Here is a 26716-nt window from a genome sequence, read left to right as displayed (position 1 = left end):
ACAGCGGGGGAGACACGCGCATGAGCCAGGAACGGTCCGACACGCTGGTGCTCTTCGGGGCAACCGGCGACCTCGCCCACAAGAAGATATTTCCAGCCCTTTACCAGATGGTCGCCAAGGGCACGCTTACCGAACCGGTGATCGGCGTCGCCTTCGATGCCTGGGACCTCAAGCAACTGCAGGCGCGCGCGCGTGACGGCATCGTCAATGCGCTCGGCAAGATCGACGAAAAAGCGTTCGCCAAATTCGCCTCGCTGCTGCGCTACGTCAGCGGCGACTACCGTGACGGAGCGACGTTCGAGAAACTGAAGAGCGCGCTCGGCACCGCACATCGACCGCTGCATTACATGGCGGTGCCGCCGACCATGTTCGAGACCGTCGTCCAGGGGCTGGAGCAGTCGGGCACGGCGCATGGCGCGCGGCTGATGGTGGAAAAGCCCTTCGGTCACGATCTGCAATCGGCGCGCTGGCTGAACCGGGTCCTGCATCTGGTGTTCGACGAGCAGTCGATCTTCCGCATCGACCACTACCTGGGCAAGGAAGCGATCCAGAACCTGCTCTATTTCCGCTTCGCCAATTCCCTCCTCGAGCCGATCTGGAACCGCAATTACGTCGAGAGCGTGCAGATCACCATGGCCGAGGATTTCGGCGTCGAGGGACGTGGCCGCTTCTATGACGATGTCGGCTGCATCAGGGACGTCATCGAGAACCATCTGCTCAACATCCTGTTGCTGCTTGCCATGGAGCCGCCTGTCGGCCGCTCCGCCGACGATCTGATCGACGAGAAGGTGCAGGTGCTGCGCGCGATCAGGACGCTGACCAAAGACGATGTCGTGCGCGGCCAGTTCACCGGCTATCTCACTGAACCCGGCGTGGCGCCGAACTCGCCCGTCGAGACCTTCGCGGCGGTGCGTTTCTTCGTCGACACCTGGCGCTGGCAGGACGTGCCGTTTTTCATCCGCGCCGGCAAGAACATGCCGGTGCATGTCACCGAAGTGGTGGTGCGGCTGAAGCGGCCGCCGCTCGATGTCTTCGATCCGATCAAGCCCGCCGACCAGAACTACGTCCGCTTCCGCATCGACCCACAGGTGGTGATCGCCATCGGAGCACAGCGCAAGGCGCCGGGCGACGACATGATCGGCGAGCAGGTCGAACTGACGGCGCTCGACGACTCGAAGGGCGACATGCCGCCCTATGAGCGCTTGATAGGCGACGCCATGAACGGCAACGGCCAGCTGTTCACCCGCCAGGACGCCAGCGAACTGGCCTGGCGCATCGTCGGCCCGGTGCTTGGCGACACCACGCCGCCGCACCTCTACGAGCCGCTGACATGGGGACCGGCGGACGTCATGGCCGGGTTCGGGCCACCCAATGGCTGGATCGATCCGGTGAAGTGAGAGGAACCACGCGATGGCCAAGGCAGTGAAGCAACCAGCATCGGGCACCGAGACGCCGGATACTGAAAAGATCGTGCTCACGATCGACATCGGCGGCTCGCACGTCAAGATCCTCACCAGCGCCGGCGGCGCGGAGCGCCGCGCCGATTCGGGGCCGGGGCTGACGCCGCAACAGATGATCGATACCGTGAAGAAGCTCGCCGAAGGCCTGTCCTACGACGTCGTCTCGATGGGCTATCCCGGTCCGGTCAACCACAACAGGCCGCTCGCCGACCCCGCCAATCTCGGCAAGGGCTGGGCTGGATTCGACTTTGCGGGCGCGTTCGGCAAACCGGTGAAAGTGGTCAATGACGCGCTGATGCAGGCCATCGGCAGCTACGAGGGCGGGCGCATGCTGTTCCTCGGGCTCGGCACCGGGCTCGGTGCGGCGATGATTGCCGACAACGTCGCCCAACCGATGGAACTCGCGCATCTGCCCTACAAGAAGGGCAAGAGCTTCGAGGATTATGTCGGCGAACGCGGCCTGGAAAAGCGCGGCAAGAAGAAATGGCGCAAATACGTCTTCGACGTCGTCGACCGGCTCCGTGCCGCCATGCAGCCTGACTATGTCGTCATTGGCGGCGGCAACGTCGACAAGCTCGATGAATTGCCCGCCGACTCCAGGCGCGGCGACAACACACGCGCCTTCGAAGGCGGGTTTCGTTTGTGGCGCGACAAGGCGCTGATAGTCTGATACTGTTATTGTTTAATATAGTTGTTCAAAATAACGTGTGACCTGCCATCAAGTCGTTGCAATACGCAGATTTGCCGACTAGGAATTCCGCGCTACAACAACGCCAATTCGTCCCGTGGACGCACGAAGGACGCCATAGCATTTTGATTTCGCGCATGATCCTTTCCGGAAGTCGAATCCGATTTTCAGGTCATTCGCTGTAGACGGAGAAATAGAGTGACCGACGATAGCAACAGTGCCCGTAAAGACATCGATCTGCTCGAGCTGACCGCCCACATCGTGTCCGCTTACGTCGAGAAGAACCGCTTGCCTGCCTCCGGCCTGGCCGACCTCATCGCCAGCGTCAGCGCCTCGATAAGCGGGCTCGGCAAGCCTGCGGTCCCGGTGGCTGCCCCGCTGGTCCCGGCGGTCAATCCCAAGAAGTCGGTGACGCCCGATTTCATCATCTGCCTCGAAGACGGCAAGAAGTTCAAATCGCTGAAGCGTCACATCGGTGTACATTTCGGCCTGACGCCGGACGCCTATCGCGCCAAATGGGGCTTGCCGTCGGACTATCCGATGGTCGCTCCCAACTACGCGGCCTCGCGTTCGCTGCTGGCGAAGTCGATCGGCCTCGGCCGCAAGGCCGCCCCCGTCAAGGCGCCCGCCAAGGGCAGGAAGGCCAAGGCCTCGGCCTGAACATTCAGTCCTGAGCCAACAGTTAGGACGACTGGAACAGAAGCCTGCCGGCGAATCCGCCTTGGCCGGCTTCCTATTTTTATGGCTTGGATAGGTGGCCGGGTTCCTAGAGCAATTCCAGGAAAAGTGTGAAACGGTTTTCCGTCCGGAATTGCGTAAAAAAACAAGGAGTTAGAGCGGGTCGCCGTTTCCGTGAAACGGTGAACTGCTCTTGGGGAGTGAGCCATGAACTACACCAGGATGGTGATCGAGAAAGAGGCACCGGAAGAATACGGCTACGACCGTATCCGCTTTAATCTTTCCGAAAGCTCGATCGCCGACCAGAAGCTCTCCGACATCGGCCTGTCGCTGCCCGATCTCACGCTTTTCTATGGCGAGCATCGCGGCGACAAGCAGTTGCGTGCACTGATATCGGCGCAGGATGCCGGCATTTCGCCGGATGATGTGCTGGTCACCGCCGGTGCCGCCGGCGCACTGTTCATCATCTCGACCTCGCTTTTGTCGGCCAACGACCATCTCGTCGTCATCCGGCCCAACTACGCCACCAACATCGAAACCCCAAGGGCGATCGGCTGCGCCATCAGCTTTGTCGACCTGGCCTTCGAGGAAGGCTTCGCCATCGATGTCGAACGCGTCAAGGCCGCGATTCGGCCGGACACGAAGCTGATCAGCGTCACCTGCCCGCACAACCCGACCGGCACGATGATGAGCCGAGCCGAGCTCGATGCGCTGGTGGCGCTTGCCGAAAGCAGCAACTGCCGTCTGCTCGTCGACGAGACCTATCGCGACCTCTCCTACGGCAGGCGGCTGCCGACGGCTGCCTCGCTCAGCCCGAAGGCGATCAGCGTCTCGTCATTGTCCAAGGCCTTCGGCATTCCCGGCATCCGCATCGGCTGGCTGATCACCAGGGATGCGGTGCTTCAGGAAAAATTCCTCGCCGCAAAGGAGCAGATTGGCATCTGCGGCAGCGTCATCGACGAAGGCATTGCCCGCGGCATGCTCGAGCGCCGGGACGCCTTCCTGGCGACACTGCTGCCCGAAATGGCCAAGCGCCGCGACATCGTCCAGGCCTGGATCGACCGCGAACCGCTGGTCGACTGGATCAGGCCCGAAGGCGGTGTCGTCGGCTTCCCGCGCCTCAATGTCGAACCCGGCTTCGACCTCGACCGGTTCTATGCGAACCTGCTGGAGAACCATGGAACCTATGTCGGACCCGGCCACTGGTTCGAGATGGAAAAACGCTTCTTCCGCGTCGGCTTCGGCTGGCCGACGGAAGCCGAATTGCGCGGCGGCCTCGACGCCATCTCCGTCGCGCTGCGGCAGTAACTTCCGCGTGCCGGCGATGGAGCAGGCTGAAAATTCCTTGATCCAGCACTGATTCTGACGCATATCCGCGGCGAACTGAGCTAAAAGTTCCGCCAGCCGGACCAGCGCCCATCGTGGAAGTGCCCCGCCAGCTGACGCCACTGCAATGGGGCCTCTTAAATCATGACCGCCGAACAGATATCACCGGACCAGCGCTATGCCGCGTTCCGCCACCGCTCCTTCCTGAGTTATTGGGCGGCGCGTTTCCTCACCACATTCGCCACCATGATCGTGTCCGTCGCGGTCGGCTGGCAGATGTATGATTTGACCCGCGACCCGCTCGATCTCGGCCTGGTCGGCATCGTCCAGTTCCTGCCGTCGCTGCTTCTGGTGCTGGTCACCGGTGTCGTCGCCGACCGCTTCGGCCGCCGCCTGATCATGGCGCTGGCGGTCGTGGTGGAGGCGATGTGCGCGCTGGCGCTGCTGTTCCTGGCGCTGCGCGGCATCAGCGGGCCGCTGCCGATCTTCGGCGTGCTTGCCATGTTCGGCGTCGCCCGTGCCTTCTTCGGTCCGGCCTCCGCCTCATTGTTCGCCAATCTGGTGCCGCCTCAGGATTTCGCCAACGCCATCGCCTGGAATTCATCGGCCTGGCAGACGGCGACCATCGTCGGACCCGTCGCCGGCGGCCTGCTCTACGGCGTGTCGCCGGAAGCGGCCTACGGAACCGCCGTTGTCCTGATGCTTGTGTCCGGGCTGCTGATCTTCACCATCCCGAAGCCGTCGCAGCGCACCGAGTCGGACAAGCCGACGATGCAGCACCTGCTCGGCGGGTTCAGCTATATCTGGAGCGAGAAGATCGTGCTCGGCGCCATCTCGCTCGATCTGTTCGCCGTGCTCCTGTCCGGCGCCTCGGCGCTGCTGCCGGTCTATGCGCGCGACATCCTCCAGCTCGGCCCGTGGGGCCTCGGCCTGCTGCGCTCGGCGCCAAGCATCGGCGCCATTTGCGTCGCCATCTGGCTGGCCGGGCATCCACTTCGCAACCACGCGGGCATGATCATGCTGGCCGCCGCAGCCTCGTTCGGCGCCTTCACCGTGGTTTTCGGCCTGTCGACCATCACCTGGCTGTCGATCGTGGCATTGGTCTTCCTTGGCGCCACCGATATGTTCAGCGTCTACATCAGGGAGACGCTGATCCAGCTGTGGACGCCCGACGAGGTGCGCGGCCGCGTCAACGCCGTCAACCAGGTCTTTGTCGGCGCCTCCAACGAGGTCGGCGAATTCCGGGCCGGCACGATGGCCGCGCTGATCGGCACGGTGCCGGCCGTGGTGATCGGCGGCATCGGCGCCATCGCCGTCGCGGGCCTGTGGGTGGTGCTGTTCCCGCAACTGCGCAAGGTGCGCCACCTCAACGGGCGCAACTGATCTTCCCACGGTTGACAGCCGACATGCCTAGCCCATGCCACAGGAGCTCTCATGATCACTTGCTACCTGAAATACGTCATCGACCCCTACAAGCTTGCCGAGTTCGAAGATTATGGTCGTCGCTGGATAGCTCTGGTCAACCGCCTCGGCGGAAACCATCACGGCTATTTCCTTCCGAGCGAGGGGGCGAGCAACATCGCCTATGCCATGTTCAGCTTCCCGAGCCTTGCCGACTACGAGGACTATCGCAAACGGATGGCTGCCGACCCGGAATGCCAGGAAGTGTTCGAAATGGAAAAACGCAATCGCAGCATTCTCAGCTACGAGCGCAGCTTCCTGCGGCCGGTGCTCGAACCTTAATGCATGTCGCCCAAAAGTGGCCCCGGTTTTGGGAGAACGACATGCATGAAGACAAAGACCTAAAGCGGGTCGCCTGAAATCCGTTCAGACGACGGTTCAGCTATCTGCTCGGCTTGCCGAAGATCATCCGCAAAAACTCGTCCAGCCAGCGCTTGAGATGCATGTCCCAGATCAGCCGGCCGCCGAGATGATCGCGGCCGGGCTGGGCACCGGGCAATTCGAAGCGATGCGCGCCGCGCACCACCCAGCGCTGCATCATCACCCTGGTCAGTTCGCCATGGAACTGGATGCCCCAGGCATTGTCGCCGTAGCGGAAGGCCTGGTTGGGATAGGTTTCGGCCGTCGCCAGCAGCGTCGCGTCCCTGGGCAGCGAAAAACCCTCGCGGTGGAACTGGTAGACCATCTCCGGCCAGTGCATCAGTTGCTTGCCGGCTTCGGTCGCCTTCAGGGGATACCAGCCAACCTCGACCAGCCCTTCACCATGACCCTCGACCTTGCCGCCGAGACAGTTGACCAGCATCTGCGCGCCGAGACAGATGCCGAGACATGGCCGGTTCTCCCTCAGCGGTATTTCCAGCCAGTTGGTCTCGCGGCGGACGAACTCGTCGTCGTCATTGGCGCTCATCGGGCCGCCGAACACCACCGTGCCGGCGTGGTCGTCCAGTGTTTCGGGCAAGGCGTCGCCAAGCGGCGGCCGGCGGATGTCGAGATCGAAACCTTCTTCCAGCAACATATGGCCGACACGTCCCGGGCTCGAACTCTCCTGATGCAGCACGATCAGGATCTTTGGCTTCGAACTCGTCTGGCGTGGCATGGGAAGGCGAAGATCCTATTCGTCGCTCGATGTTCCGGTGGCGCCGGGCGCGTGCGCCGCCGCCTTGCGGCGCGCCTCGACGCGATCGTGGCGTTCGACGCCGATCAGCTCGGCGACGCGCCAGACGGTGTTGTCCTCGAGCTCGTGCAACTCGCCGTCGGCATAGACGATTTCCCACATCAGGCCGATGAAAGCCTTGCGCGCATCGGCATCGAGATGGCGCTTCAGGACGCTGGTGAAGGCGTAGAGATCGATCGCCTCATTGTCGGCCCGCTCGCCGGCAGCGGCCAACGCTTCGAGTTCCGCGCCACTGATCGAATAGCTCTCGGCCAGCACCGCCTTGAACCGCTCCCACTCGACATCCTGGCGCACGCCATCGGCGTTCATCACATGGTAGAGCAGCGCCGAGGCGGCGACACGCGGATCGTCCGTGCTGGCATGCGTGCCGGCACCGGCCGGCAAATCCCTGAGAAACGACAGAACGCGTTCAAACATAGATCCATACCCCAACGGCCTGACGGCCTGCCCAACTCAAAACAACCGAAACCGGCGCGGCGATTTCTCCGCTTCCTCGTCCGGATCGACGCCGGGATCGTCCGGCAGCCGCGCAAGCTCCTCGGCCGGCTCGACGCCTTCGGCATCGCTCGGCACCGCGGCGAAGGCCGCTGCCGTGATCGGCCTGACATGATCTTCTTCGCGACTTTCAGCTTGCTTGCCCGCCGACGTCTCGCCACCGGCGTCGTCGATCACTTCGATCGGCCTTTTTTCGCTCGTCGGCTTTGCCAATGCTTCAATAACCGGTGCCGCACCCGCTGGCGCGTCATCATGGCTGTCGATCAACTGGCCAAGCCGCTCCATCGGCGCGCGCCACTCGAAGGCGTCGAGCCGGCCGGTGATCGGCGATACCGGAGCCCAGCGTTCCGATACCACGCCGTCTGCGACCCAGGCCGGATCGCGCGGCGCCCGCACCGCCCTGGACAGCAGCTGCCGCACCTTGCCCTGATCGCCGGTCTCGGCCTCCTCGATGTCGGCGAGCAGCAGATAGGCGCCCTCGCGACGGTCCATCCGGATCGCCGCCTCGGCCTCGCGGCGGGCGGTCGCGAAATCCTGCGCGTCGAGCGCGGCGCGCGCCACCGTCATCGACGATTCGGCGTGGTTCTTCTTCATCTCCTGCAGCTTCTTCGCCCGGTTGAGGCGGTCGAGCACCGCGTCGCCCGGCCTTGCATGGGTATAGAGCTCGGCGATCTCCGGATGCGGCTCGGCCTTCCACGCCGCCTCGAGGATCTTCGAGCCCTTGCGCACATCGTTCTGCTTGAACAGCGCGGCCGCAGCGGCCACGGCGGCGGGCGCAAAGTCGGGCCTGAGCTTGTTGGCCTCGATCGCCGCCGTCCTGGCGGCGGCGGGATCGCTGTCGGCAAGCGCCTGCGCCTTGGCGGTCAGCAGCACGGCGCGGCGGCGGTTGGCGGCATCGCGTTCGATCTGCCGTGTCGCTTTCTGCGCGTCGACCAGTTTCAGGGCGCCGTCCCAGTCGCCGCGCGCGGTCAGCTCTTCCAGCGTCGATTCCGCCGCCCAGGCCAGCTGCGGCGCCACAGCGGCGGCGCGGCCGGCATAATGCCTGGCGGCGTTGCGGTCGCCGAGCCGTTCGGCTTCCAGATAAAGCCCGCGCAAACCCAGCAGCCGCATTTCGGGATCGTCGAGCATGCTCTCGAATTTCTGCCGCGCGCCTTCATGATCGCCTTCGAGCAGCGACGCCTGCGCTTCGAGCAGGTGGATCAGCGGCTCCTGGTCGGACCGGATCAGCTTGGCGGCTTCCTTGGTCTTCTTGCGGGCCAGCGCGCCATCACCGGCGCCGGCGGCAATCATGCCGGTCGACAGCGCCTGATAGCCACGATCGCGGCGGCGGACACGGAAATAGCGCGAGATGGTGTAGGGGCTGTTCCACAGCGCCTTGAGCAGCCACCACAGGATCATCACCGCAGCGACCACGGCAACGACAGCCACCGCCGCCACCATCAGACTGACCTGGTATTGATAGCCGTTGAAAGTGACGACCATGTCGCCCGGCCGGTCGGCCAGCCAGGCAAAGCCCAGCCCGAGCGCGAAAACGACGATGAGGAAGGCGAGCAGGCGGATCATTGTGTTGCCCTCATGCCTTCATCGCGCCCGAGATCAGCGCATCGACCTGGGTTTCGACCTCGATGCGCGCCTTCAGCTTGCCGGCAAAGTCGGCGCCCGCGGCCTTGGCGGCCTCGGGCAGCGTTTCATACTCGCTGAGTGCCTTGGCGTAGTCGCCCTGGTTGACCGCCGCCTCCATGCGCGCGACGGTTTCCGGTGCGCCGGCGCCTTCGACGGCGCCGATCGGCCTGACCTTGACCAGCGATTGCGCGCTCGACAGAAGGCTCTGAACGAAGCCGGCATTCTCATCGACAGGCGTCGCGGCCGTGACCATGGCATTGGCGGCGGCATCAGCCTGCGATGCGATCTCGGCGCGGGTTGGAACGCCCTTTTCGGCATAGGGGCGCAGTGCCGCAAGCTGCGGCGCATCAGGCGAAATCGCGGCGAGGGTTTCGAGTTCGGCCGAAAACGGCCCGCCACGCTCAAGCGCCGCCTTCAAGGCCGACGCCGCGATGGCAAGCGCGATCTTCGGCTGTCCCGCCGCCGCCTCGACCTTGCCGGACAGCTGCGACACAGACTGCTCCAGCGCTTTCAGCCGGCCATCCTGCGCGGTCGCCGCCTCGCCGGCCGACTTCACCTGCGCGTCGAGGCCTGCCAGTTTTTCGGTGAGCGGACCAAGATCGACCGGCGCCGAGCTGCCCGCCTTGCCGAGGGCGGCGACCGCCGTCTCGATCTGCGCGACCTTGTCGCCCAGTGCGGTGACGCCGGCCGCGTCGCCTGCTCCACCTTTCTCGACAGCCGATTTCAGCGCCGCGACATCAGCCTTGACCTGCTCCAGGCCCGAGGACAGCCCGACCATCTTCGCCGCTGCATCGCCATTGCCGCCGGCGTCCTTCAAGCCGGCGATTTCGGTCTTCAGCGAGGCGATGTCGCCATTGACGCCATCGAGCGAGACGCCGGCACCGGAGCCCGGCGCGCCGAGCAGGCCGGCAAATTGCAGCCCGCCGGCGCCGACCAGCGCGATGACGCCGCCGATGATGCCGGCGGCGATGCCGTTGAGGCCGCCACGCTTTTCAGGGGCTGGCGCCATTTTCTCGTCCTGTGTCTCGGCTTTTGCCTTGTTGCCGTCGGTCTGCGCTGCCGACGCGTCGTCGAAACTGTAGTCGAAGGTTTTGGCGCGGTTGGGCGGCGCATCCGAACCGGGATAAGGCAGCTCTGGCTCGGCGGCTTTGGCTCCGCTATCCGCCGGCGCTTGCCCTTCCGCACCTGCGGCGCCATCGGCATGCTCCCACGGCTCGAGATCGGTCTGGTCGGCATGAACCGGCTCTTCGGGAACCTCGGGCTGCGAAGCGTTCGCTGCTTCCTCGGCCTTCGCCTCGTCTGTCTGCGCCTCCTGCGTGGCGGCGTCCTCGTCGGCGATGCGTGAGACGGCGCCCGGCTCGAGATCGATGGTCACCGGCTCGCGGCGGCTTTTCGAGTGTCGCATCTTCGGCGTCTTGACCATGCCTGGGCTCCGCACATTCGCTTCGTCTCAACGCCTGGCGGCGCATGATGGTTCAGAAAGGGTCTAGCACATCACCAAGCGGTGAAAAGGGGCGGTGTGATGACGCGGCTCAGCGCGGCGCCTGCAAAAGTGCCAGCAATGCCTCCTCGTCAGGTTGCGCGGCAATGCGGATCCTTTCGCTGGCGGCATCGTCGAAGGCTGCGGCGATGCGAGCGGAAAGCGCAAAAACCCATGTTTTTTCGAAGAGACCGCGCAGAGCGGGCCGTCTTGCCAACATCTGCATCGCCGCCGCCGCCTTGGCTGAATAGAGCAATACCGCGTCGGCAGGTTGCCCCGACAGGCGTTCGAGGGTGACTTCGTCCGGATAACCCACTGTCAGCGTGTCATAGGTCTCGACGGCGTGGACCCGAACGCCCACCGTCCCGAGCCTCTGTTCGAACGCCGGAAAACGCACGCGCCCGCAGAGGTAGACAATCGTCTTTCCAGAAAAATCGGCGGCGAGAACGTCGGCCAGCGCCTCGGCATCGCCCGGGCCTTCACTGACCGACAAAAACCCCGCTTTGCGGGCAGCTTCCGCAGTCCGCCTACCGACGGCATGACAAGGCAAGGCGGCGAGCGTCGCGATGATTTCTTCCGGCGCATGGCGCATGGCATTGGCGCTTGTGACGGCCACCGCGACGGCATCGTCCGGGATCAGTCCGGCAGCGGCGGGCAACGCCTTTGTTTCGGTCAGGGGCAAAAGAACCGGCTGAAAACCTGCCTCCTCCAGCCGATGCGCTGTGCGCGAAGCACCCGGTTCCGGCCTGGTCACCAGGACGCGAAGCATTTCAGAGCCAGCCGTCGAAGAACTTTTCGCCGGCCCTGGCGCGCACGCTCCGGGCCGCTTCGCCGCCGATCCGGGCGGCGTCTTGCGCCGGTCCCTGCAGTTCGACCGTGTGTGACTGCGTGCCGTCGGGCGAGATGATCAGCCCGGCAAAAGACAGTTTTCCGGCCTCGATCGCCGCATAGCCGGCGATCGGCGTGCGGCAGGAGCCATCGAGCGCCGCCAGGAAGGCACGCTCGCAGGCCAGCGTCTGGCCGGTCGGCACATCATGAACGGCCGCCAGCATCTTTTCGACATCGCGGTCGCCGATACGGGTTTCGATGCCGATCGCGCCTTGCCCCGGCGCCGGCGGGAAGACATCGAGCGGTATCAGGTCGGTGACGACATGCTCGAGCCCAAGCCGCTTCAGCCCGGCATAGGCCAGGATCGTGCCGGCGGCGACGCCTTCCTCGAGCTTGCGCAGCCGCGTCTGCACATTGCCGCGGAACATCACCACGTCGAGATCCGGCCGCATCCGGCGGATCAGCGCTTGCCGCCGCAGCGACGACGAGCCGACTTTCGCCCCGCGCGGCAGTTCGGCGATCGTCTTCGCCGCTTTGCCGACAAAGGCGTCGCGTGCGTCCTCGCGCGGCAGGAAGGCCGACAGTTCGAGGCCGTCGGGCAGTTGCGTCGGCATGTCTTTCGACGAATGCACGGCGATGTCGATCCGGCCGGCCAGCAGCGCCTCCTCGATCTCCTTGGTGAACAGGCCCTTGCCGCCGGCTTCCGACAGCGGCCGGTCCTGAATGCGGTCGCCGCTGGTCGAGATGACGACCACCTCGAACGCCTCCGCCGGCATGCCATGCGCGGCCATCAGCCGCGCCTGCGTTTCATGCGCCTGCGCCAGCGCCAGCGGGCTGCCGCGTGTTCCGATTCTCAAGATTGTTTGCATGGCGCGCAGTCCGTGATAACCCCCCGGCAAGCGAGGCTTTCCGGGGTTCTCCTAACGGGGAAAGCCCCATGATACAATCTTTAGGGACAGCGACGAATTGATCCGCGTGCTGGGCATAGAGACGAGTTGTGACGAGACCGCCGCCAGCGTGGTGGCCATCGACGGCGACGCCGCGCCAAAAATCCTGTCCAACATCGTGCTCAGCCAGATCGAGGAGCATGCCGCTTTCGGCGGCGTCGTGCCGGAAATCGCCGCGCGCGCCCATGTCGAGGCGCTGGACGGCATCATCGAGGCGGCGCTTGCCGATTCGGGCACGGCGCTAGCCGATATCGACGCGATTGCCGCCACCGCCGGCCCCGGCCTGGTCGGCGGGCTGATCGTCGGGCTGATGACCGCCAAGGCAATCGCCGCGGCGGCGAACAAGCCGCTGATCGCCATCAACCACCTCGAAGGCCATGCGCTGACCGCAAGGCTGACCGACGGGCTCGACTTTCCCTATCTCTTACTGCTGGTCTCCGGCGGCCATACGCAAATCGTCGCCGTGCGGGGTGTCGGCGACTACCAGCGCTGGGCAACGACTATCGACGACGCGCTCGGCGAAGCCTTCGACAAGACGGCCAAGATGCTTGGCCTGCCCTATCCCGGCGGACCGAATGTCGAAAAGGCGGCACAGGCCGGCAACGCCTCGCGCTTTGCCTTTCCGCGTCCGATGAAGGGCTCGGCCCAGCCCGACTTCTCCTTCTCCGGCCTCAAGACCGCCGTGCGCCAGGCGGCGAGCGCCATTGCGCCGCTGAGCGACCAGGACGTCGCCGACATCTGCGCCTCGTTCCAGGGGGCCGTAGCCGATGCTCTGGCCGACCGTGTTTCTCGCGCGCTGACGCGCTTTCGCGAGACATTTCCCGGCACCAGGAACCCAGCCCTCATCGTTGCCGGTGGTGTCGCCGCCAACCGCACGATCAAGACCATGCTGGAGCGGCTCTGCGCCGAGACCGGCTTCACCTTCATTGCGCCGCCACTGAAACTTTGCACCGACAATGCGGCGATGATCGCCTGGGCCGGCATCGAGCGGCTGCGCGAGGGCATGGCGCAAGAGAACGGCTTCGATTTCGTGCCGCGCTCGCGCTGGCCGCTGGACAGCATCTCGGCGCCGATGGTCGGCTCCGGCCGGCGCGGAGCCAAGGCATGAACGAGGTGGCAATGAGCGGCAACGTCACCGCGCCAAGCGGCTGGCGCGTTGCCGTGCTCGGCGGCGGCGCCTGGGGCACTGCCTTGGCCTTGGCCATGCTGCGCGCCGGCCATTTCGTCCGCCTTTACGCGCGCGATCCGGAGACCGTCGCCGCGATCGACCGCGGCGACAATCCACGCTACCTGCCGGGCATTACGCTCCAGCCCGGCATCGTGGCGACGAGCAACATCCAGGCCGCGCTCGACGGTGCCGATTGCGTGCTGGCGGTGACGCCGGCGCAGTCGCTGCGGGCGACGCTGGCGGCCGCGAAGGACCATATGCCGGCCGGTATCCCGCTGGTTCTGTGCGCCAAGGGCATCGAAAGCGAGACTGGCGCGTTGCTATCGGCGATTGTCGAAGAAATCCTGCCGCTCAATCCGGTTGCCGTTTTGTCGGGCCCGAGCTTCGCCACCGACGTCGCCCGCGGCCTGCCGACGGCCGTTGTGGTCGCCGCCCGCGACGAGGCATTGGCCGCCGATCTCGCCGCCCGCTTTTCCGCCGAAAACCTGCGCTGCTATTCGAACGACGACCTGATCGGCGTCGAGATCGGCGGCGCCTTGAAGAACGTCTTTGCCATTGCCGCAGGTGCCGTCACCGGGGCGGGTCTCGGCGCCAGCGCCCAGGCCGCCATGGTGACGCGCGGCTTTGTCGAATTGCGCCGCATCGGCGCTGCCTTCGGCGCCAGGCCCGAAACGCTGATGGGGCTTTCCGGCCTTGGCGACCTGCTGCTGACCTGCTCGTCCACCCAGTCGCGCAATTTCGCCTATGGGTTGGCGCTCGGGCAAGGCAAGCCACTTGCCGGATTGCCGCTGGCAGAAGGCGTGCCGACGGCGGCGATCGCAGCCCGCATTGCGACCGAGCGCAACATCGACGCGCCGATCATTGCCGCCGTCGCCGCCATACTGGATGGCACCATCACCGTCCGGCAGGCCGTGACGGCGTTGATGACCCGGCCGCTGAAGACCGAAACCAACGATTGATCCCCACGACTTTGAACGATCAGGAGAAAAAATGCTGTTTGCTGTGATTTGCAAGGATAAGCCCGGAAGCCTGCAGGTGCGCCTCGACACGCGGCCCGAGCATGTTGCCTTTCTCGAGGGGTTGAACGGCGACAAGAAGCTGGCATTCGCCGGTCCGTTCCTTGACACTGAAGGCAAGTCCAATGGCAGCCTCGTGGTCGTCGAAGCGCCCGACCTGGCTGGCGCCCAGGCTCTGTCGGCCGCCGACCCCTACGCCAAGGCCGGGCTGTTCGAAAGCGTCGAAATCCGCCCGTGGAACTGGACGTTCAACAAGCCGGCGGCTAGTTAAATCCCGGTCGCCAGCGCGACTCCAAGGAGGAGAAAGACATGAACTACTGGCTGTTCAAATCCGAGCCATTCAAGTTCTCCTTCGAGATGCTGAAGGCCAAGGGCAAGGCCGGCACGCAATGGGACGGCGTGCGCAACTACGCGGCGCGCAACAACATGAAGGCGATGCAGATCGGCGATCTCGGCTTCTTCTACCATTCCAACGAGGGGCTGAACATCGTCGGCATCGCTGAAGTCTGCGCGCTTGCCCATCCCGACACCACGTCGGACGATCCGCGCTGGGAATGCGTCGACATCCGCGCCGTAAGGGAGGTACCGAACCCGCCGACGCTGGAACAGGTGAAGGCCAATCCCAGGCTTGCCGACATGGCGCTGGTGCGGCTCGGACGGCTTTCCGTGCAGCCGGTGACGCCGGCCGAATGGAAGGAAGTCTGCCGCATGGGCGGCTTGACGCCGGCTCCGTGACGGCGCTCACGCCCAACAGCGCCAAACAGTTCATTCTCGACAACACGGCGCTGATGGCGCCGCCGCACGTGCCGGAGATCCTGCTTCATCTTGCCGACGAAGCGCATGACCTGTGGCAGCGGACCGAGGAAGAGCTGGTCGAAATCGGCCTGCCGCCGCCCTTCTGGGCTTTCGCCTGGGCCGGCGGCCAGGGCCTTGCCCGCTATGTCCTGGACAATTCCGGCACGGTGCGTGGCAAGCACGTGCTCGACTTCGCTTCCGGCTCCGGCCTTGTCGCCATCGCCGCTGCCAAGGCCGGTGCCGCCAAGGTGATCGCCTCCGACATCGACCCGTTCTGCGCCACCGCGATCCGGCTCAACAGCGAGATCAACGGTATCGGGACCGAATTCCTCGGCACGGATTGCATCGGCACCGATGCAGGTTGGAACGTGGTCCTGGCCGGTGATGTTTTCTATGACAAATCTTTCGCTGACCGGCTGGTGCCATGGTTCGCAACGCTGAAGGCGCGCGGCGCCGAAATCCTTGTCGGCGATCCCGGCCGGTCGTATCTGCCGAAGACAGGGCTGGAGCCGCTTGCGGTCTATGAAGTGGCCGTCACGCGGGCGCTGGAGGATGCGCTGGTCAAGCGCACGACCGTCTGGCGGTTCGCTTGACGCGATCGCCGAACAGGCGTTCCATCATATCCAAATCAGAGGGGGGAGCTCATGGATTTTTCAGCAGTGAACTGGCTGGCGGTGGTCGCTGCCGCGATCGTGGCGTGGCTGTTCGGCGCCGCCTGGTACATGAGCCTGAGCAAGCCGTGGCTGAAGGCCGCCAAGCTCGATCCGGCCACGATGAAGAAGTCGCCGCTGCCCTTCGTCGTCAGCTTCATCGCCGAACTGGTCATGGCCACGATAATGGCGCTGGTCGTCGGCGCGATGACCGGCGGCGAGCCGACATGGCTCGCCGGACTTGTCTTCGGCTTCGTGCTCTGGCTGGGTTTCGTCGCCACGACGCTCTCGGTCAACCATCGCTACGAGAATTTCGGCTGGGACCTGACCCTCATCGACGGCGGCCACTGGCTCGGCGTGCTGCTGATCATCGGCGCCGTCATCGGCTGGTTCGGCGCGGTGGCAAGCTGAGTCAAGAAGGGAGTAGGGCAGTAAGGCAGTAGGGGAATAGGGGAGCAGACGGCACCGACGCCTATCCCTACTGCCCTACTGCCCTACTGCCCTACTGCCCTACTGCCCTACTGCCCTACTGCCCTACTGCCCTACTGCCCTACTGCCCTACTGCCCTACTGCCCTACTGCCCTTTATCCGTGGTCCGCGTCTTGGCGACTTCCTCTAGCATCCATTCGCGAAAGGCGACGATGCGTGGATCGTCGGCGGTATTTTCGGGATAGACCAGGAAATAGGCGAACTCGGGCGCCACCCGCAGGCCGAGTTCGAAAGGCTGCACCAGCCTGCCCTGGGAAAGGTCGTTCGCCACCATGGCGAAATCGGCGAGCGCAACGGCATTGCCGTCGAGCGCTGCCTGGACGGCATCCGTGGAATTTCCGAACACGACTGTCCGGCTGTCGTCGAAATCATTGATGCCGGCCGCCGCCATCCACATCCGCCAGTTCGGCCACGTCACGCCTTGCCGCGACCATTCGATATGCGCAAGCGTGTGATTGAACAGGTCGCGCGGCTCGCGCAGCGGCGGACCGGACGTCAAGAGGCTCGGGCTGCACACCGGAATGAGGATGTTGTCGAACAGCCGGTGGGTGCGAAGGCCCGGATATTTGCCGGCGCCAAAACGGATGCCGACATCGATGTCGTCAAGTTCGAAATCCCGCACTTCATAGGCGATGTCGAATCGCAATTCGATATCGGGGTGACGCTTGCGAAAATCGTCGACGCGTCGCATCAGCCATTTTGACGCGAACTGCGCGTCGAGCGTTACCTTCAAGAGAGCGGTGCCGCGCGTCAGCTTTTGCGCCCGCGAAACAGCCCGGCCAAGCAGGTCGAGCGCGTCCGCCGAGGCGTCGAACAGCACCGTTCCCGCCTCGGTGAGCCGGATGGTGCGGCTGGTGCGCGTGAACAGCACCAGCCCGAGCTGATCCTCGATTTCCTTGATCTGATGGCTGACGGCGGCCGGTGTCAGCCCAAGCTCGTCGGCGGCACGGGTGAAATTGAGGTGCCGGGCCGCCGCCTCCAGCGTCCTCAAGGCGCGAGTCCCAGGCAGAAGACGAGCCATCCTATCCTCAAAGAAAACTTGATGATCGAGAGAAAACTACTCGTTTCCTACAGAGATTTCAATCTGGCATGATCTGTCCATCGAAACATCATCAAGCCGGATTTGATATTCGGGGAGAACGGAGCACACCATGTCCATCATCGTTTTGAATTCGTCCGCACATCGTCCGAACTGGCTGGCCGAAACCCTCGACTGGTTGCGTCACGCCCGGGTCGCGATACGCCTCCCCCGCCGCGATACTGCCTACCAGAACGTCGAGGATCTCTCCGACCGCCAACTGCGCGATATCGGCGGCGCGCGCCGTGATGTCGCTCGCGCAATGGACAAGGAGCTTGGCCGGCTGGGCCTGCTCGACATCGGCTGGCAGAGACCTGGCCGTAGGGGAGTAGGGGAATAGGGGAATAGGGGAATAGGGGAATAGGGGAATAGGAAAAACTAAGGCCGCGCCCGAGCTTGTCCCTACTCCCCTACTCCCCTACTCCCCTACTCCCCTACTATCTTACCACCCTCACCACCGTCCGGTCCGACAGCAGCGGCAGCAGCCGCGCCATGGTTTGCGCCGTGACAGCCACGCAGCCTTGCGTCGGCGTGAAGCCGGGGCGCGCCAGATGGAAGAAGATGGCGCTGCCGCGCCCGCGCCGGCGCGGCGACAGGTTCCAGTCGAGCACCAGGCAGGCATCGTAGAGCCTGTCGTCGCGCCGCATGCGTTCGTGGCTGGCGCCATAGGGAATCCTGACCGGCCTGTTGTAGTTGCGGTCGTCAGGCACTTCGCACCAGCCCAGATCGGGCCCGATCGGCGTCATCGCCAGCCGGGTCCTGCGGCCGCTGGAGAACTGATCCCCCCGGAAATACCCCGACAGGATCCGCATCGCGGCCAGCGGCGTGGCGCCATCGCCTTCGCGCTTGTCGGCCGAGATGCCACCGCGCCCCAGCGCACAGGCAAACACCGTTTTCCCGGCCTGCAGCAGGCCCTGGCTTGGATGCCCAGGCCTCGCCCGCACGGTCAGCACACGCAGCCCTTTTCGCAAAATTGCGCCGGCTGCATTGCGATCGTGTTTTTTCTTGTATGATCGTGCCACGGAACAAATCACTGTGAACGGCTGTTACGCCGGTCAGCTTCCGCATAAACAGGCAGCGGTCAACTGAATTTTCTTTTCAAAACAACGGATTGATCCATGACTTCACGCACCATACTGATCGTCGACGACGATGACGACCTGCGCGGCACGCTGGTCGAGCAATTATCCCTTTACGAGGAATTCGACGTGCTGCAGGAATCGACTGCGGCAAAAGGTGTCGCCGCAGCGCGCGGCGGCCTCATCGATCTGCTCATCATGGATGTCGGGCTGCCCGACATGGATGGCCGCGAAGCGGTGAAGATCCTGCGCAAGGGCGGCTACAAGGCGCCCATCATCATGCTGACCGGTCACGACACCGATTCGGATACGATTCTTGGTCTCGAGGCCGGCGCCAACGACTATGTGACGAAGCCGTTCCGCTTCGCCGTGCTGCTGGCGCGCATTCGGGCGCAGTTGCGCCAGCATGAGCAGAGCGAGGATGCCACCTTCTCGGTCGGGCCCTATACTTTCAAGCCCAGCCAGAAACTGCTGCTCGACCCGCGCGGCGGCAAGGTGCGGCTGACGGAGAAGGAGGCCTCGATCATCAAATATCTCTATCGCGCCGACCAGAAGGTGGTGACGCGCGACGTGCTGCTCGAGGAGGTGTGGGGCTACAATTCCGGCGTCACCACGCACACGCTGGAAACCCATGTCTACCGGCTGCGCCAGAAGATCGAGCGCGATCCTTCCAATGCGGAAATTCTTGTGACAGAAAGCGGCGGCTACAAGCTGGTTCCTTAAACATTTTCATTATCCAATGAGCGGCCGGGCGGGGCCGCTTTCGGGTACGATCCAGTTGGAGGGTGGTTTGGATCGAACTCGCAGAGGAGGAGACGGACTGTCGGTTCGGGGACATAGCTAGATGGCGCTGGATGACGACATCCGCGTTCTGTCCGCCGTGAGGCTCTTCGAGGGCTTCACGCAGGAACAACTGCGCCTGCTCGCCTTTGGCGCCGAGAACACCAGGCTGATTGCCAACCACAAGCTTTATCGCGAGGACGACGAGGCCGATTCCGCCTATATCGTTGTCAGCGGGCGCATCGTGCTCTACCGGGAGCAGAATGGTGAGCGAATCCCGATTGGCACGGCAGACCCCGGCACGATCCTGAGCGAACTGGCATTGATCGCCGACACCAACCGGTTGACCAGCGCCTCGGCCGAGATCGATTCGGAAGTGATGCGCCTCAGCCGCAAGATGTTCCGCCGCATCCTGGAGGAATATCCCGAGATCGCGGTCAAGCTGCACCAGCGCATCTCGGAGGAATTTCAGGCGATGATCCGCCGCATCCAGGAACTGGCGCCGCGCTTCTCCGGCTAGATCTAGCGTACCCACGAAGCTGCTGGCCTCGCGGCCGAAGGCAGAAGCGTTTTCAACGACAGCGATGAGCTGGTCGTGGCGCACTGCGGCCATCCGGACGCCCGGATCCAGCGGCAAGGCTCCGTTGACAGGCAAGAGGTGAAATCCTAAAGCACCTCGAAGGCGGCCGGCGCAGCAGGCGCCATCACCACCAGGCTCCTGGGGGGAGCGAGCCATGCCATCAGGGCGGTACGAGACCATTATCTTGTATTCCCGCAATGACGCGTTCGGCGACGGACTGATCCGGATTCCGGCATTGCGCGCCGCCAGAACGGCATTCCCTGATAGTTTCATCGTCTACGGAACCACCCGGTCGTCGTCCCTTGAACATAGCCTCAATCGCCATGCCGGCCATTTGGTCGATGCGATCAATGTGCGGACGCCGCTGGCGCGCCTGATCGCCGATCACCGCAAGGGCAAGGAGCGATTTGCCGTCGTCGATTTCCGCATCTCGGCGCGTTGGCTGCTTCAAGCCTCGGCATCACTGCTCGGCCGCGGCATTGCCTATGAGGCAAACTTTCCGGCTTTCGCCCTTTCCTGGCGCCTGGGTCACAGGCCTGAAGCACGACCCGGGCACAATGCCTGGCGCTACCATCGCCTCATCGAACGCCTTGCCGGCAAGCGGCTGCCTTTCGATCATCGGCTGGAGCCTAGCCCGGCCGCACGAGCGGCGGCCAGGAGCCTTGCGGACGGCAAGCATGCTCCCTTGATCATTATCGCGGCGCATGGCAGCGCCAGCAAGCGCATGTCGGCGGATCAGGTTGCCGCAATCGCCGACAGCCTGATCGCCGACGGGGCGAACCTTCTCTATGTGAGAACCCCCGGCGACGGTCCCGATATGGCTGAGCTGGCTCAGCGCGTGCCGAAGCTGCGGCTTGTCGATTCCGCCGCGATCGGAGGTGTCGATATCGGTGACATCTTGCTGGCGCTCGGCGAGTTTGCCGATCTTTACATCGGCGCCGAAGGCGGTACCGCACATCTCATGGCAACGGTGATGACGCCGATGGTTATCCTCAATGGCGGCGCCAACATGGCCCGTTGGAGGCCGCTTTCGAACTGCGTGGACGTGATCGCGACCCGCCATGCCAGCCCGACCGGCCTGGTCGCCGATGTCCCGGCGCCGACAATCATCGAAGCGGCGCAACGGATGCTGGCGACACGCCGCCGCGACCATCCCCATCTGCCGGATCTCGCAGGCCTGTCAGCGCAGCAGCCCTGGGGCAACGACATGCGTGAAGACGTGAAGCGCGCCGTTTGAGTTCGAATTTATTTGGACGCGCTTCGAAGCGTGTTGGATTCAGGTCGGGCATTTGCAGGCCGGCCTCCCCTGAACATCGGCGCCATGGTACAATGGGTTCGGTGGAGCGAAGCGCTGCAACCGTTCGATGCTGACCACCGGCACAATGCAGGCGGAGTTCTCGGCGCGGCAGAGCTGGCAGCCATCGCACTGGATTAGGCATAGGTCAGCACTTCTTGATCTTTGATTCCAATGGAGTTCCTCTCAGTCCTCTATGAGAATAGCAAATGCCAGAGAACAGCGCGCCGAACACAAAGCATGGCGGCGAATGGACAATAGCCTGGCGCTTGGTCGTGGTGGCGGCGGCGGCGATCAACGTTGCGATGCTCTTGGCCGCGCTGTTCGTCGCGCAAATTCGTGGTCTGGACGCGTGGATCTTTTATCGAGATCCATCCGCAGCCGCCGGAGTCGGTTTCTATACGGGGTGGATTTCGTCCCTGGGTGCTTCGCTATGGATCGGCTCCGGCGCCGCAACCCTGTTTGCTGGCCTGCTCACGCGCCGATGGGATTGCACGTTTCTCGGCGGCCTTACCCTCCTCCTGGGCCTCGATGACCTGTTGTTGATCCATGAGGACGTGCTGCCCATTGTTGGGATACCAGAGATCGTTCCGATGATTGCCTACGCCGCCGCCGGGTTGTTCTGGTTCTTCCGGCTGCGACGAAAAACATTCGACGGCACGATCATCTTTGTGGCCGCAGGCTTCCTGCTGGCGATGTCAGCATCGATCGACCAGCTCGGAGAGCTGTTTCCTACCCCCGGTTCTGCGGCCGCCATCGCCGAGGACGTCGTCAAAGAGCTTGGCATCTTCCTCTGGGCGGCAGGTGCCGTTGGGTACGCGGCGATGGTGACACGATTGGGCCGTCCGTGGGTGGATCCAGCCGGTCCCAACTCTACAGACTGACTGCCGCACGCGGGCATTTTCGACCAGACTAGTCCAGATCGAACCGCGCGATGACAGGCACATGGTCCGACGGGCGCTCCCAGCCGCGCGCCAGACGCAGGATCTCGTAGCCGGAAAAGCTGGGCACAAGGTTCGGCGACGACCAGACGTGGTCGAGGCGGCGGCCGCGATTGGACAGCTCCCAATCCTGCGCGCGATAGCTCCACCAGGTGTAGAGCTTCTGCTCATCCGGCACGTTGAGCCGCATCAGGTCGACCCAGTTGCCGGCGCGACGCATCGCCTCGAAATTTTCCGTCTCGACCGGCGTGTGGCTGACCACGTTGAGCAATTGCTTGTGCGACCAGACGTCATGTTCGAGCGGGGCGATGTTGAGGTCGCCGACCAGCACCGAGCCGGACACCTCGTCATGTTCTGCCCGGATGGCATTCATCTCGGCAACGAAATCGAGCTTGTGCTTGAACTTCCTGTTGATGACGGGATCCGGTTCGTCGCCGCCCGCCGGGACATAGAAATTATGCAGCAGGATCGCCTTGCCGCCAGCCCGCACCGTCACCGAGAGGTGCCGGCTGTCCTCGATTTCGCAAAAGCGTCGCTTTTCGACCAATTCGATCGGCCGCCGCGCCACGGTTGCTACGCCGTGGTAGCCCTTCTGGCCATGGAAGGCGATGTGCTCGTAGCCGAGCTTGCGGAAAGCCTTCTCGGGGAACAGTTCGTCGGGAACCTTGGTTTCCTGCAGGCACAGCACGTCGGGCGCATGCTCGACGAGCAGGCGCTCGACGATCGGCATGCGAAGGCGAACGGAGTTGATGTTCCAGGTGGCGATGGAGAAGGGCATTTGGCAATCCAGGACAGCGTGCAACCGGCCAGAACCGATGGGTCCCGGCGGGGAAGACGCCTTTTGACGGAGTCGGTCCGGGAAATTGCCAGCCGCAAGCCGCAAAGACAAGCCGGGCAACGCTCGACGAGGCGCGGCCCGGTGCTTTCCACAGCTATTGGAGCGTTTGAAGCTAGCGCGCCTTGTTGGTGTTGAGCTCGCGGTTCGCCGTGTAGTCGATGGCGAAAGTATCCGGCGCGAAGCTGACGCCTTCCTTGGTGTTGAAGATCATCACCGTCGTATCCTTGCCCTGCGCGTCGGTGATCGTCCACTGCCGCAAGTCGAAGGTTTTCGGATCGAACATCATGGTGATCTTCGAATTGCCGAACACCGATTTGTCGGCGAGCTGGATGGTTGTGAGGTCGTCCTCCTGCTTGACGCTTTTGACGCGGTCGCCGGAGAGGTCGATCCTGTTGTCGAGCAGCAGCTTCAAGGGTGTCTTCGACAGCGGATAGAGATCGGACGTGTTGAGCCTCTTGTTCAGGATGACCACCGACTGGCCGTCTGAAATCACCCGGAAGTTCGAAGAGCCGTCGTAGTTGAAGCGGATCTTGCCTGGCCGTTCGAGGAAGAACTTGCCGCCGGTCTGCTCGCCCTTGGGGCCGAACTGCACGAATTCGCCGCTCATCGATTTGACCGAGGAAAAGTGGTCGGCGATCTTCTGCGCAGCGGCCGGCACAGCCGCCTGCGCCGAGGCCAGCAGCTGGAAGCCGGGCACCGCGTTGAAGGCTGCCGCCCCTGCAAACGCCAGGCCGAGGCCCAGCAACTGACGCCGGGAGGGAGCAAATGTGCTGAGCTCTGAAAGATCGTTTTTCATGTCGGTCACTCTCGTCTGATTCCTGAGTTGTTCTGTGCTTGGACCCCCAGTTGGGCTGAAATTTGGCGGGTCGGGCGTCCCTTGGTCGCTTCAACGCCTTGAAAGGTTCAAGGTTGCCGGACCGGGATGTCACAAGGGTCAGGCTTTCTGGTCAGAACTTGTCCTCTTCGGTCGGCACCAGGATCTCGCGCTTGCCGGCATGGTTGGCCGGGCCGACGATACCTTCCTTCTCCATCTTCTCGATGATCGAGGCAGCGCGGTTATAGCCGATGCCCAGCCGGCGCTGGATATAGCTGGTCGAGGCCTTGCCATCGCGCAGCACCACGGAGACCGCCTGATCGTAAGGATCGTCGGAATCCTCGAAATTGCTGTTGCCGCCACCGCCGCTCGCTCCACCCTTGCCTGACGGCTCGTCGTCATCCTCGCCATCATCCTCGGTGATGGCGTCGAGATACTCCGGCACGCCCTGCAGCTTCAGATGCGCGACGATCTTCTCGACCTCTTCATCGGCGACGAACGGGCCGTGCACGCGCTGGATACGGCCGCCGCCGGCCATGTAGAGCATGTCGCCCATGCCGAGCAGCTGCTCGGCGCCCTGCTCGCCCAGAATGGTGCGGCTGTCGATCTTCGACGTCACCTGGAAGGAGATGCGGGTCGGGAAATTGGCCTTGATGGTGCCGGTGATGACGTCGACCGACGGCCGCTGCGTTGCCATGATGACATGGATGCCGGCGGCGCGCGCCATCTGCGCCAGGCGCTGCACGGCACCTTCGATGTCCTTGCCGGCGACCATCATCAGGTCGGCCATCTCGTCGATGATGACGACGATATAAGGCATCGGCTCGAGATCGAGGTTCTCGGTCTCGTAGATCGCCTCGCCGGTCTGGCGGTCGAAGCCGGTCTGAACGGTGCGCGAGATCTTCTCACCCTTCTTGTCCGCCTGGCTGACGCGGGCGTTGAAGCCGTCGATGTTGCGCACGCCGACCTTGGACATCTTGCGGTAGCGGTCCTCCATCTCGCGCACGGTCCATTTCAGCGCCACCACCGCCTTCTTCGGATCGGTGACGACGGGCGTCAGCAGATGCGGGATGCCGTCATAGACCGAGAGTTCCAGCATCTTCGGATCGATCATGATCAGCCGGCAATCCTGCGGCGTCAGCCGGTAGAGCAGCGACAGGATCATGGTGTTGATGGCGACCGACTTGCCCGAGCCGGTGGTGCCGGCGACCAGCACGTGCGGCATCTTGGCGATGTCGACGATGACCGCCTCGCCATTGATGGTCTTGCCCAGCGCCAGTGCCAGCTTGGCCTTCGTCGTCTCGAAATCGCGGCTGGCCAGGATCTCCCTGAGATAGACGGTTTCGCGCTTGGCGTTCGGCAGTTCGATGCCGATGGCGTTGCGGCCGGGCACCACCGCGACGCGGCAGGCGATGGCGCTCATCGAGCGGGCGATGTCGTCGGACAGGCCGATGACGCGCGACGATTTGATGCCGGGCGCCGGTTCGAGCTCATAGAGCGTGACGACCGGACCCGGACGGACGGCGATGATCTCGCCCTTGACGCCGAAATCCTCCAGCACGCCTTCGAGCAGGCGCGCATTCTGTTCCAGCGCGTCCTTGGACAGGCTGGCGTCGCGCACCACGTTCTTCGGCTCGGAGAGGAAGTGCAGCGACGGCATTTCGAATTTTTCAGAGCCGATCAGCGATGTCTGCGCCTCGCGCTGCACACGGGCGCCGGGCACGGGGCGCGCCGCCGGTGCCTCGACGCGCGTGGCGGCATCGGAACGGAACGGCTGTACCTTGGCGGTCGGCGCGCCTCGGCGTTGCACGACAGGCTCATCGTCGAAATCGGCATCCTCGCCCGCATTGTCGAAGCGGTCGTCGAAGATATCGGCATCGTCGGGGTCGAGCGAGGCGCTGCGGTCATTGACCATGGCGGCGAAGAATTCCGGCTCGACGCGGGCGCGGCCATCCTGGCTCATCCGCTGCTCGGCGAACTCGGCCGATTCGACCCGTTCGGCCGCGCGGCGCCAGGCGGTGGAGCGCTGCTCCATCTCCGGCTCGTACTCGTCCCGCTCCTGCCTGCGGCGCACGGCGCGGCGGTGCATCCACGCGCGCAGCGACAGCCACCAATGGGTGATGGCGCCGAGCGCCAGGATGCCCTCGTCGCCTTCGTCCTCGTCATTGTCGAACAAAAGGTCGTCCTCGCGCGGATCGACGGCGGGCTCGTCCTCCATCACGGCAAAGCCGTTCTTGCGTCCGATCAGCGCCGAGCCATGGGCGAAGAGCCACAGTGCGGGCGCCGAAAGCAGGATGGCGATGATGCTGGCGATCAGCCCGGTCGGATAGCCGCCGATGACGACACCGGGGATCTTCAGCACCATGTCGCCGAACACGCCGCCGAGGCCGGTGGGCAGCGGCCAGGTCTTGGGCGGCACCACGCAGCCGACCATCGCAGCGGCCAGCAGCGCGAAGCCGAACCAGGACAACCCGCGCTTGGGCAGCCTGTCGACGCCGCGCGCGGAAAACAGCAGGAAGCCCCAGATGACCGTCGGAACCAGGGCGGCGACGGCGGCGAGGCCGAAGAACTGCATGGCGAGGTCGGAGAACACGGCACCCGCATAGCCCATGGCGTTGGTGACGGTGTTGTTCGTCGCGTGGGAAAAACTCGGATCGGCGACATTCCAGGTGGCAAGGCTGGCAACGCCAAAGGCGGCCAGCGCGAACAGGCCGACGCCAACCAGCCGCCCGACCTGACGCCGCGCGAACGCCTGGATGCCGTGCCCCGTATCGGCCAGCGCGAGCGGTGCTGAAGCCCCTGAACGCATGCTCTTCCCCGTCTGTCGTGGACTCGCCGGGTGCGTGGCGCACTCCGGCAGATTCGGGTCTCAGACTATCGGTGGGAAGGTTAAGGGCGCATTAACTATAAGAGGTTGAGACGCTCAAACCTCATTACCGCCGGTTGAGCCGTATGAGGCAATGATGGACGACGGACCGATGGAGCTCCATCGAACGAAACAATGGCGGGCTGCCGGCCCGCCATTGGTCGTCTG

The 26716-nt window shown here is 64.1% G+C and carries 28 protein-coding genes; 17 read left to right on the top strand and 11 right to left on the bottom strand.

What is annotated here, in order from left to right; genetic code table 11:
• Positions 1 to 20: 20 nt before the first annotated feature.
• From zwf to AC0NIL_RS05355, 6 genes are all read left to right on the top strand, one after another.
• Positions 21 to 1397: a glucose-6-phosphate dehydrogenase gene (zwf, locus tag AC0NIL_RS05380; RefSeq protein WP_473572856.1), complete on the top strand. Its 1377-nt coding sequence runs from the start codon at positions 21 to 23 to the stop codon at positions 1395 to 1397.
• A 13-nt stretch (positions 1398 to 1410) separates the two neighbouring features.
• Complete coding sequence (locus AC0NIL_RS05375) at positions 1411 to 2130, top strand: ROK family protein (protein WP_063169511.1); 720 nt, start codon at positions 1411 to 1413, stop codon at positions 2128 to 2130.
• A 216-nt stretch (positions 2131 to 2346) separates the two neighbouring features.
• The gene (locus tag AC0NIL_RS05370; RefSeq protein ID WP_013528917.1) at positions 2347 to 2808 is read left to right on the top strand and encodes a Ros/MucR family transcriptional regulator; all 462 of its coding nucleotides are present in this window, start codon (positions 2347 to 2349) and stop codon (positions 2806 to 2808) included.
• Positions 2809 to 3033: 225 nt separating this feature from the next.
• Positions 3034 to 4134: a pyridoxal phosphate-dependent aminotransferase gene (locus AC0NIL_RS05365; RefSeq protein ID WP_473572855.1), complete on the top strand. Its 1101-nt coding sequence runs from the start codon at positions 3034 to 3036 to the stop codon at positions 4132 to 4134.
• Positions 4135 to 4296: 162 nt separating this feature from the next.
• Entirely contained in the window at positions 4297 to 5535 is a 1239-nt protein-coding gene (locus AC0NIL_RS05360; RefSeq protein ID WP_473572854.1) for an MFS transporter, read from the top strand.
• 51 nt (positions 5536 to 5586) lie between these two features.
• Entirely contained in the window at positions 5587 to 5895 is a 309-nt protein-coding gene (locus AC0NIL_RS05355; RefSeq protein WP_024503037.1) for an NIPSNAP family protein, read from the top strand.
• Between the two features lie 100 nt (positions 5896 to 5995).
• On the opposite strand, the gene AC0NIL_RS05350 is transcribed toward AC0NIL_RS05355, so the two are convergent.
• The 6 genes from AC0NIL_RS05350 to hemC all read right to left on the bottom strand — a co-directional run bounded on the left by AC0NIL_RS05350 (position 5996) and on the right by hemC (position 12082).
• A complete protein-coding gene (locus AC0NIL_RS05350; protein WP_013528913.1) occupies positions 5996 to 6709 on the bottom strand; it encodes a glutamine amidotransferase in 714 nt (237 codons plus the stop codon).
• A 15-nt stretch (positions 6710 to 6724) separates the two neighbouring features.
• Positions 6725 to 7204 carry a tellurite resistance TerB family protein gene (locus AC0NIL_RS05345; protein ID WP_013528912.1) on the bottom strand — a complete coding sequence of 160 codons (480 nt, stop codon included), beginning with the start codon at positions 7202 to 7204 and terminating at the stop codon, positions 6725 to 6727.
• Between the two features lie 36 nt (positions 7205 to 7240).
• Complete coding sequence (locus tag AC0NIL_RS05340) at positions 7241 to 8845, bottom strand: heme biosynthesis protein HemY (protein WP_013528911.1); 1605 nt, start codon at positions 8843 to 8845, stop codon at positions 7241 to 7243.
• 10 nt (positions 8846 to 8855) lie between these two features.
• Positions 8856 to 10328 (bottom strand): COG4223 family protein, encoded by a 1473-nt coding sequence (locus AC0NIL_RS05335; RefSeq protein WP_473572853.1) that lies wholly within the window; start codon positions 10326 to 10328, stop codon positions 8856 to 8858.
• A gap of 109 nt (positions 10329 to 10437) precedes the next feature.
• Positions 10438 to 11154, bottom strand: a complete 717-nt coding sequence (locus AC0NIL_RS05330; protein WP_275953446.1) for a uroporphyrinogen-III synthase — start codon at positions 11152 to 11154, stop codon at positions 10438 to 10440.
• A gap of 1 nt (position 11155) precedes the next feature.
• Complete coding sequence (hemC, locus tag AC0NIL_RS05325) at positions 11156 to 12082, bottom strand: hydroxymethylbilane synthase (protein WP_275953445.1); 927 nt, start codon at positions 12080 to 12082, stop codon at positions 11156 to 11158.
• A 100-nt stretch (positions 12083 to 12182) separates the two neighbouring features.
• On the opposite strand from hemC, the gene tsaD reads away from it, so the two are divergent.
• Genes tsaD through AC0NIL_RS05295 form a run of 6 tightly spaced genes read left to right on the top strand, consistent with a single transcriptional unit; the run spans position 12183 to position 16200 of the window.
• Complete coding sequence (gene tsaD, locus AC0NIL_RS05320; protein ID WP_275953530.1) at positions 12183 to 13268, top strand: tRNA (adenosine(37)-N6)-threonylcarbamoyltransferase complex transferase subunit TsaD; 1086 nt, start codon at positions 12183 to 12185, stop codon at positions 13266 to 13268.
• Positions 13265 to 14287, top strand: a complete 1023-nt coding sequence (locus tag AC0NIL_RS05315) for an NAD(P)H-dependent glycerol-3-phosphate dehydrogenase (protein WP_275953444.1) — start codon at positions 13265 to 13267, stop codon at positions 14285 to 14287. The genes tsaD and AC0NIL_RS05315 overlap by 4 nt, the downstream gene beginning before the upstream one ends.
• Positions 14288 to 14318: 31 nt before the next feature.
• Positions 14319 to 14615, top strand: a complete 297-nt coding sequence (locus AC0NIL_RS05310) for a YciI-like protein (protein WP_013528905.1) — start codon at positions 14319 to 14321, stop codon at positions 14613 to 14615.
• Between the two features lie 38 nt (positions 14616 to 14653).
• Complete coding sequence (locus tag AC0NIL_RS05305) at positions 14654 to 15079, top strand: EVE domain-containing protein (protein WP_275953443.1); 426 nt, start codon at positions 14654 to 14656, stop codon at positions 15077 to 15079.
• Complete coding sequence (locus tag AC0NIL_RS05300) at positions 15034 to 15732, top strand: class I SAM-dependent methyltransferase (protein WP_275953442.1); 699 nt, start codon at positions 15034 to 15036, stop codon at positions 15730 to 15732. Before AC0NIL_RS05305 ends, AC0NIL_RS05300 begins: the two co-directional genes overlap by 46 nt.
• Before the next feature lie 51 nt (positions 15733 to 15783).
• Entirely contained in the window at positions 15784 to 16200 is a 417-nt protein-coding gene (locus tag AC0NIL_RS05295; protein WP_063173342.1) for a DUF1761 domain-containing protein, read from the top strand.
• A gap of 163 nt (positions 16201 to 16363) precedes the next feature.
• Here the strand turns inward: AC0NIL_RS05295 and gcvA are convergent, their stop codons facing one another.
• A complete protein-coding gene (gcvA, locus tag AC0NIL_RS05290) occupies positions 16364 to 17299 on the bottom strand; it encodes a transcriptional regulator GcvA (protein ID WP_013528901.1) in 936 nt (311 codons plus the stop codon).
• A gap of 130 nt (positions 17300 to 17429) precedes the next feature.
• Between gcvA and AC0NIL_RS05285 the strand changes: the two genes are divergently transcribed.
• Positions 17430 to 17696 carry a hypothetical protein gene (locus AC0NIL_RS05285; RefSeq protein WP_275953441.1) on the top strand — a complete coding sequence of 89 codons (267 nt, stop codon included), beginning with the start codon at positions 17430 to 17432 and terminating at the stop codon, positions 17694 to 17696.
• 97 nt (positions 17697 to 17793) lie between these two features.
• On the opposite strand, the gene AC0NIL_RS05280 is transcribed toward AC0NIL_RS05285, so the two are convergent.
• On the bottom strand, positions 17794 to 18330 hold the full coding sequence (locus tag AC0NIL_RS05280; RefSeq protein WP_181172690.1) for a L,D-transpeptidase family protein: 537 nt from the start codon (positions 18328 to 18330) through the stop codon (positions 17794 to 17796).
• Positions 18331 to 18474: 144 nt separating this feature from the next.
• On the opposite strand from AC0NIL_RS05280, the gene AC0NIL_RS05275 reads away from it, so the two are divergent.
• The 4 genes from AC0NIL_RS05275 (at position 18475) to AC0NIL_RS05260 (ending at position 21973) form a co-directional block, all read left to right on the top strand.
• Entirely contained in the window at positions 18475 to 19158 is a 684-nt protein-coding gene (locus tag AC0NIL_RS05275; protein WP_013528898.1) for a response regulator transcription factor, read from the top strand.
• Positions 19159 to 19279: 121 nt separating this feature from the next.
• A complete protein-coding gene (locus tag AC0NIL_RS05270; RefSeq protein ID WP_275953440.1) occupies positions 19280 to 19735 on the top strand; it encodes a Crp/Fnr family transcriptional regulator in 456 nt (151 codons plus the stop codon).
• Positions 19736 to 19949: 214 nt separating this feature from the next.
• On the top strand, positions 19950 to 21032 hold the full coding sequence (locus tag AC0NIL_RS05265; protein WP_275953439.1) for a glycosyltransferase family 9 protein: 1083 nt from the start codon (positions 19950 to 19952) through the stop codon (positions 21030 to 21032).
• A gap of 266 nt (positions 21033 to 21298) precedes the next feature.
• Positions 21299 to 21973 carry a hypothetical protein gene (locus tag AC0NIL_RS05260; RefSeq protein WP_050596349.1) on the top strand — a complete coding sequence of 225 codons (675 nt, stop codon included), beginning with the start codon at positions 21299 to 21301 and terminating at the stop codon, positions 21971 to 21973.
• Between the two features lie 28 nt (positions 21974 to 22001).
• Here the strand turns inward: AC0NIL_RS05260 and AC0NIL_RS05255 are convergent, their stop codons facing one another.
• From AC0NIL_RS05255 to AC0NIL_RS05245, 3 genes are all read right to left on the bottom strand, one after another.
• A complete protein-coding gene (locus AC0NIL_RS05255) occupies positions 22002 to 22808 on the bottom strand; it encodes an exodeoxyribonuclease III (RefSeq protein WP_013528894.1) in 807 nt (268 codons plus the stop codon).
• Between the two features lie 172 nt (positions 22809 to 22980).
• Positions 22981 to 23664, bottom strand: a complete 684-nt coding sequence (locus AC0NIL_RS05250; protein ID WP_013528893.1) for an outer-membrane lipoprotein carrier protein LolA — start codon at positions 23662 to 23664, stop codon at positions 22981 to 22983.
• A gap of 151 nt (positions 23665 to 23815) precedes the next feature.
• The gene (locus tag AC0NIL_RS05245; protein WP_013528892.1) at positions 23816 to 26491 is read right to left on the bottom strand and encodes a DNA translocase FtsK; all 2676 of its coding nucleotides are present in this window, start codon (positions 26489 to 26491) and stop codon (positions 23816 to 23818) included.
• Between the last annotated feature and the right edge of the window lie 225 nt (positions 26492 to 26716).

This window comes from Mesorhizobium sp. WSM1343, from assembly GCF_055901535.1.
The sequence above is the reverse complement of the archived record's forward strand: the minus strand, read 5'-3'. Positions and strand labels throughout refer to the sequence as shown.

What these genes read in the sequence shown, in the direction of transcription:
- AC0NIL_RS05355 (WP_024503037.1), top strand. Translation starts at nt 5,587, where the DNA reads ATGATCACTTGCTACCTGAAATACGTCATCGACCCCTACAAGCTTGCC.
- AC0NIL_RS05285 (WP_275953441.1), top strand. Translation starts at nt 17,430, where the DNA reads ATGTCCATCATCGTTTTGAATTCGTCCGCACATCGTCCGAACTGGCTG.
- AC0NIL_RS05375 (WP_063169511.1), top strand. Translation starts at nt 1,411, where the DNA reads ATGGCCAAGGCAGTGAAGCAACCAGCATCGGGCACCGAGACGCCGGAT.
- AC0NIL_RS05260 (WP_050596349.1), top strand. Translation starts at nt 21,299, where the DNA reads ATGCCAGAGAACAGCGCGCCGAACACAAAGCATGGCGGCGAATGGACA.
- AC0NIL_RS05330 (WP_275953446.1), bottom strand. Translation starts at nt 11,154, where the DNA reads ATGCTTCGCGTCCTGGTGACCAGGCCGGAACCGGGTGCTTCGCGCACA.
- zwf (WP_473572856.1), top strand. Translation starts at nt 21, where the DNA reads ATGAGCCAGGAACGGTCCGACACGCTGGTGCTCTTCGGGGCAACCGGC.
- AC0NIL_RS05335 (WP_473572853.1), bottom strand. Translation starts at nt 10,328, where the DNA reads ATGGTCAAGACGCCGAAGATGCGACACTCGAAAAGCCGCCGCGAGCCG.
- AC0NIL_RS05245 (WP_013528892.1), bottom strand. Translation starts at nt 26,491, where the DNA reads ATGCGTTCAGGGGCTTCAGCACCGCTCGCGCTGGCCGATACGGGGCAC.
- AC0NIL_RS05300 (WP_275953442.1), top strand. Translation starts at nt 15,034, where the DNA reads ATGGAAGGAAGTCTGCCGCATGGGCGGCTTGACGCCGGCTCCGTGACG.
- AC0NIL_RS05340 (WP_013528911.1), bottom strand. Translation starts at nt 8,845, where the DNA reads ATGATCCGCCTGCTCGCCTTCCTCATCGTCGTTTTCGCGCTCGGGCTG.
- AC0NIL_RS05345 (WP_013528912.1), bottom strand. Translation starts at nt 7,204, where the DNA reads ATGTTTGAACGCGTTCTGTCGTTTCTCAGGGATTTGCCGGCCGGTGCC.
- AC0NIL_RS05265 (WP_275953439.1), top strand. Translation starts at nt 19,950, where the DNA reads ATGCCATCAGGGCGGTACGAGACCATTATCTTGTATTCCCGCAATGAC.
- AC0NIL_RS05295 (WP_063173342.1), top strand. Translation starts at nt 15,784, where the DNA reads ATGGATTTTTCAGCAGTGAACTGGCTGGCGGTGGTCGCTGCCGCGATC.
- hemC (WP_275953445.1), bottom strand. Translation starts at nt 12,082, where the DNA reads ATGCAAACAATCTTGAGAATCGGAACACGCGGCAGCCCGCTGGCGCTG.
- AC0NIL_RS05275 (WP_013528898.1), top strand. Translation starts at nt 18,475, where the DNA reads ATGACTTCACGCACCATACTGATCGTCGACGACGATGACGACCTGCGC.
- AC0NIL_RS05360 (WP_473572854.1), top strand. Translation starts at nt 4,297, where the DNA reads ATGACCGCCGAACAGATATCACCGGACCAGCGCTATGCCGCGTTCCGC.
- AC0NIL_RS05350 (WP_013528913.1), bottom strand. Translation starts at nt 6,709, where the DNA reads ATGCCACGCCAGACGAGTTCGAAGCCAAAGATCCTGATCGTGCTGCAT.
- AC0NIL_RS05250 (WP_013528893.1), bottom strand. Translation starts at nt 23,664, where the DNA reads ATGAAAAACGATCTTTCAGAGCTCAGCACATTTGCTCCCTCCCGGCGT.
- AC0NIL_RS05255 (WP_013528894.1), bottom strand. Translation starts at nt 22,808, where the DNA reads ATGCCCTTCTCCATCGCCACCTGGAACATCAACTCCGTTCGCCTTCGC.
- AC0NIL_RS05365 (WP_473572855.1), top strand. Translation starts at nt 3,034, where the DNA reads ATGAACTACACCAGGATGGTGATCGAGAAAGAGGCACCGGAAGAATAC.
- AC0NIL_RS05315 (WP_275953444.1), top strand. Translation starts at nt 13,265, where the DNA reads ATGAACGAGGTGGCAATGAGCGGCAACGTCACCGCGCCAAGCGGCTGG.
- AC0NIL_RS05305 (WP_275953443.1), top strand. Translation starts at nt 14,654, where the DNA reads ATGAACTACTGGCTGTTCAAATCCGAGCCATTCAAGTTCTCCTTCGAG.
- AC0NIL_RS05270 (WP_275953440.1), top strand. Translation starts at nt 19,280, where the DNA reads ATGGCGCTGGATGACGACATCCGCGTTCTGTCCGCCGTGAGGCTCTTC.
- gcvA (WP_013528901.1), bottom strand. Translation starts at nt 17,299, where the DNA reads ATGGCTCGTCTTCTGCCTGGGACTCGCGCCTTGAGGACGCTGGAGGCG.
- AC0NIL_RS05310 (WP_013528905.1), top strand. Translation starts at nt 14,319, where the DNA reads ATGCTGTTTGCTGTGATTTGCAAGGATAAGCCCGGAAGCCTGCAGGTG.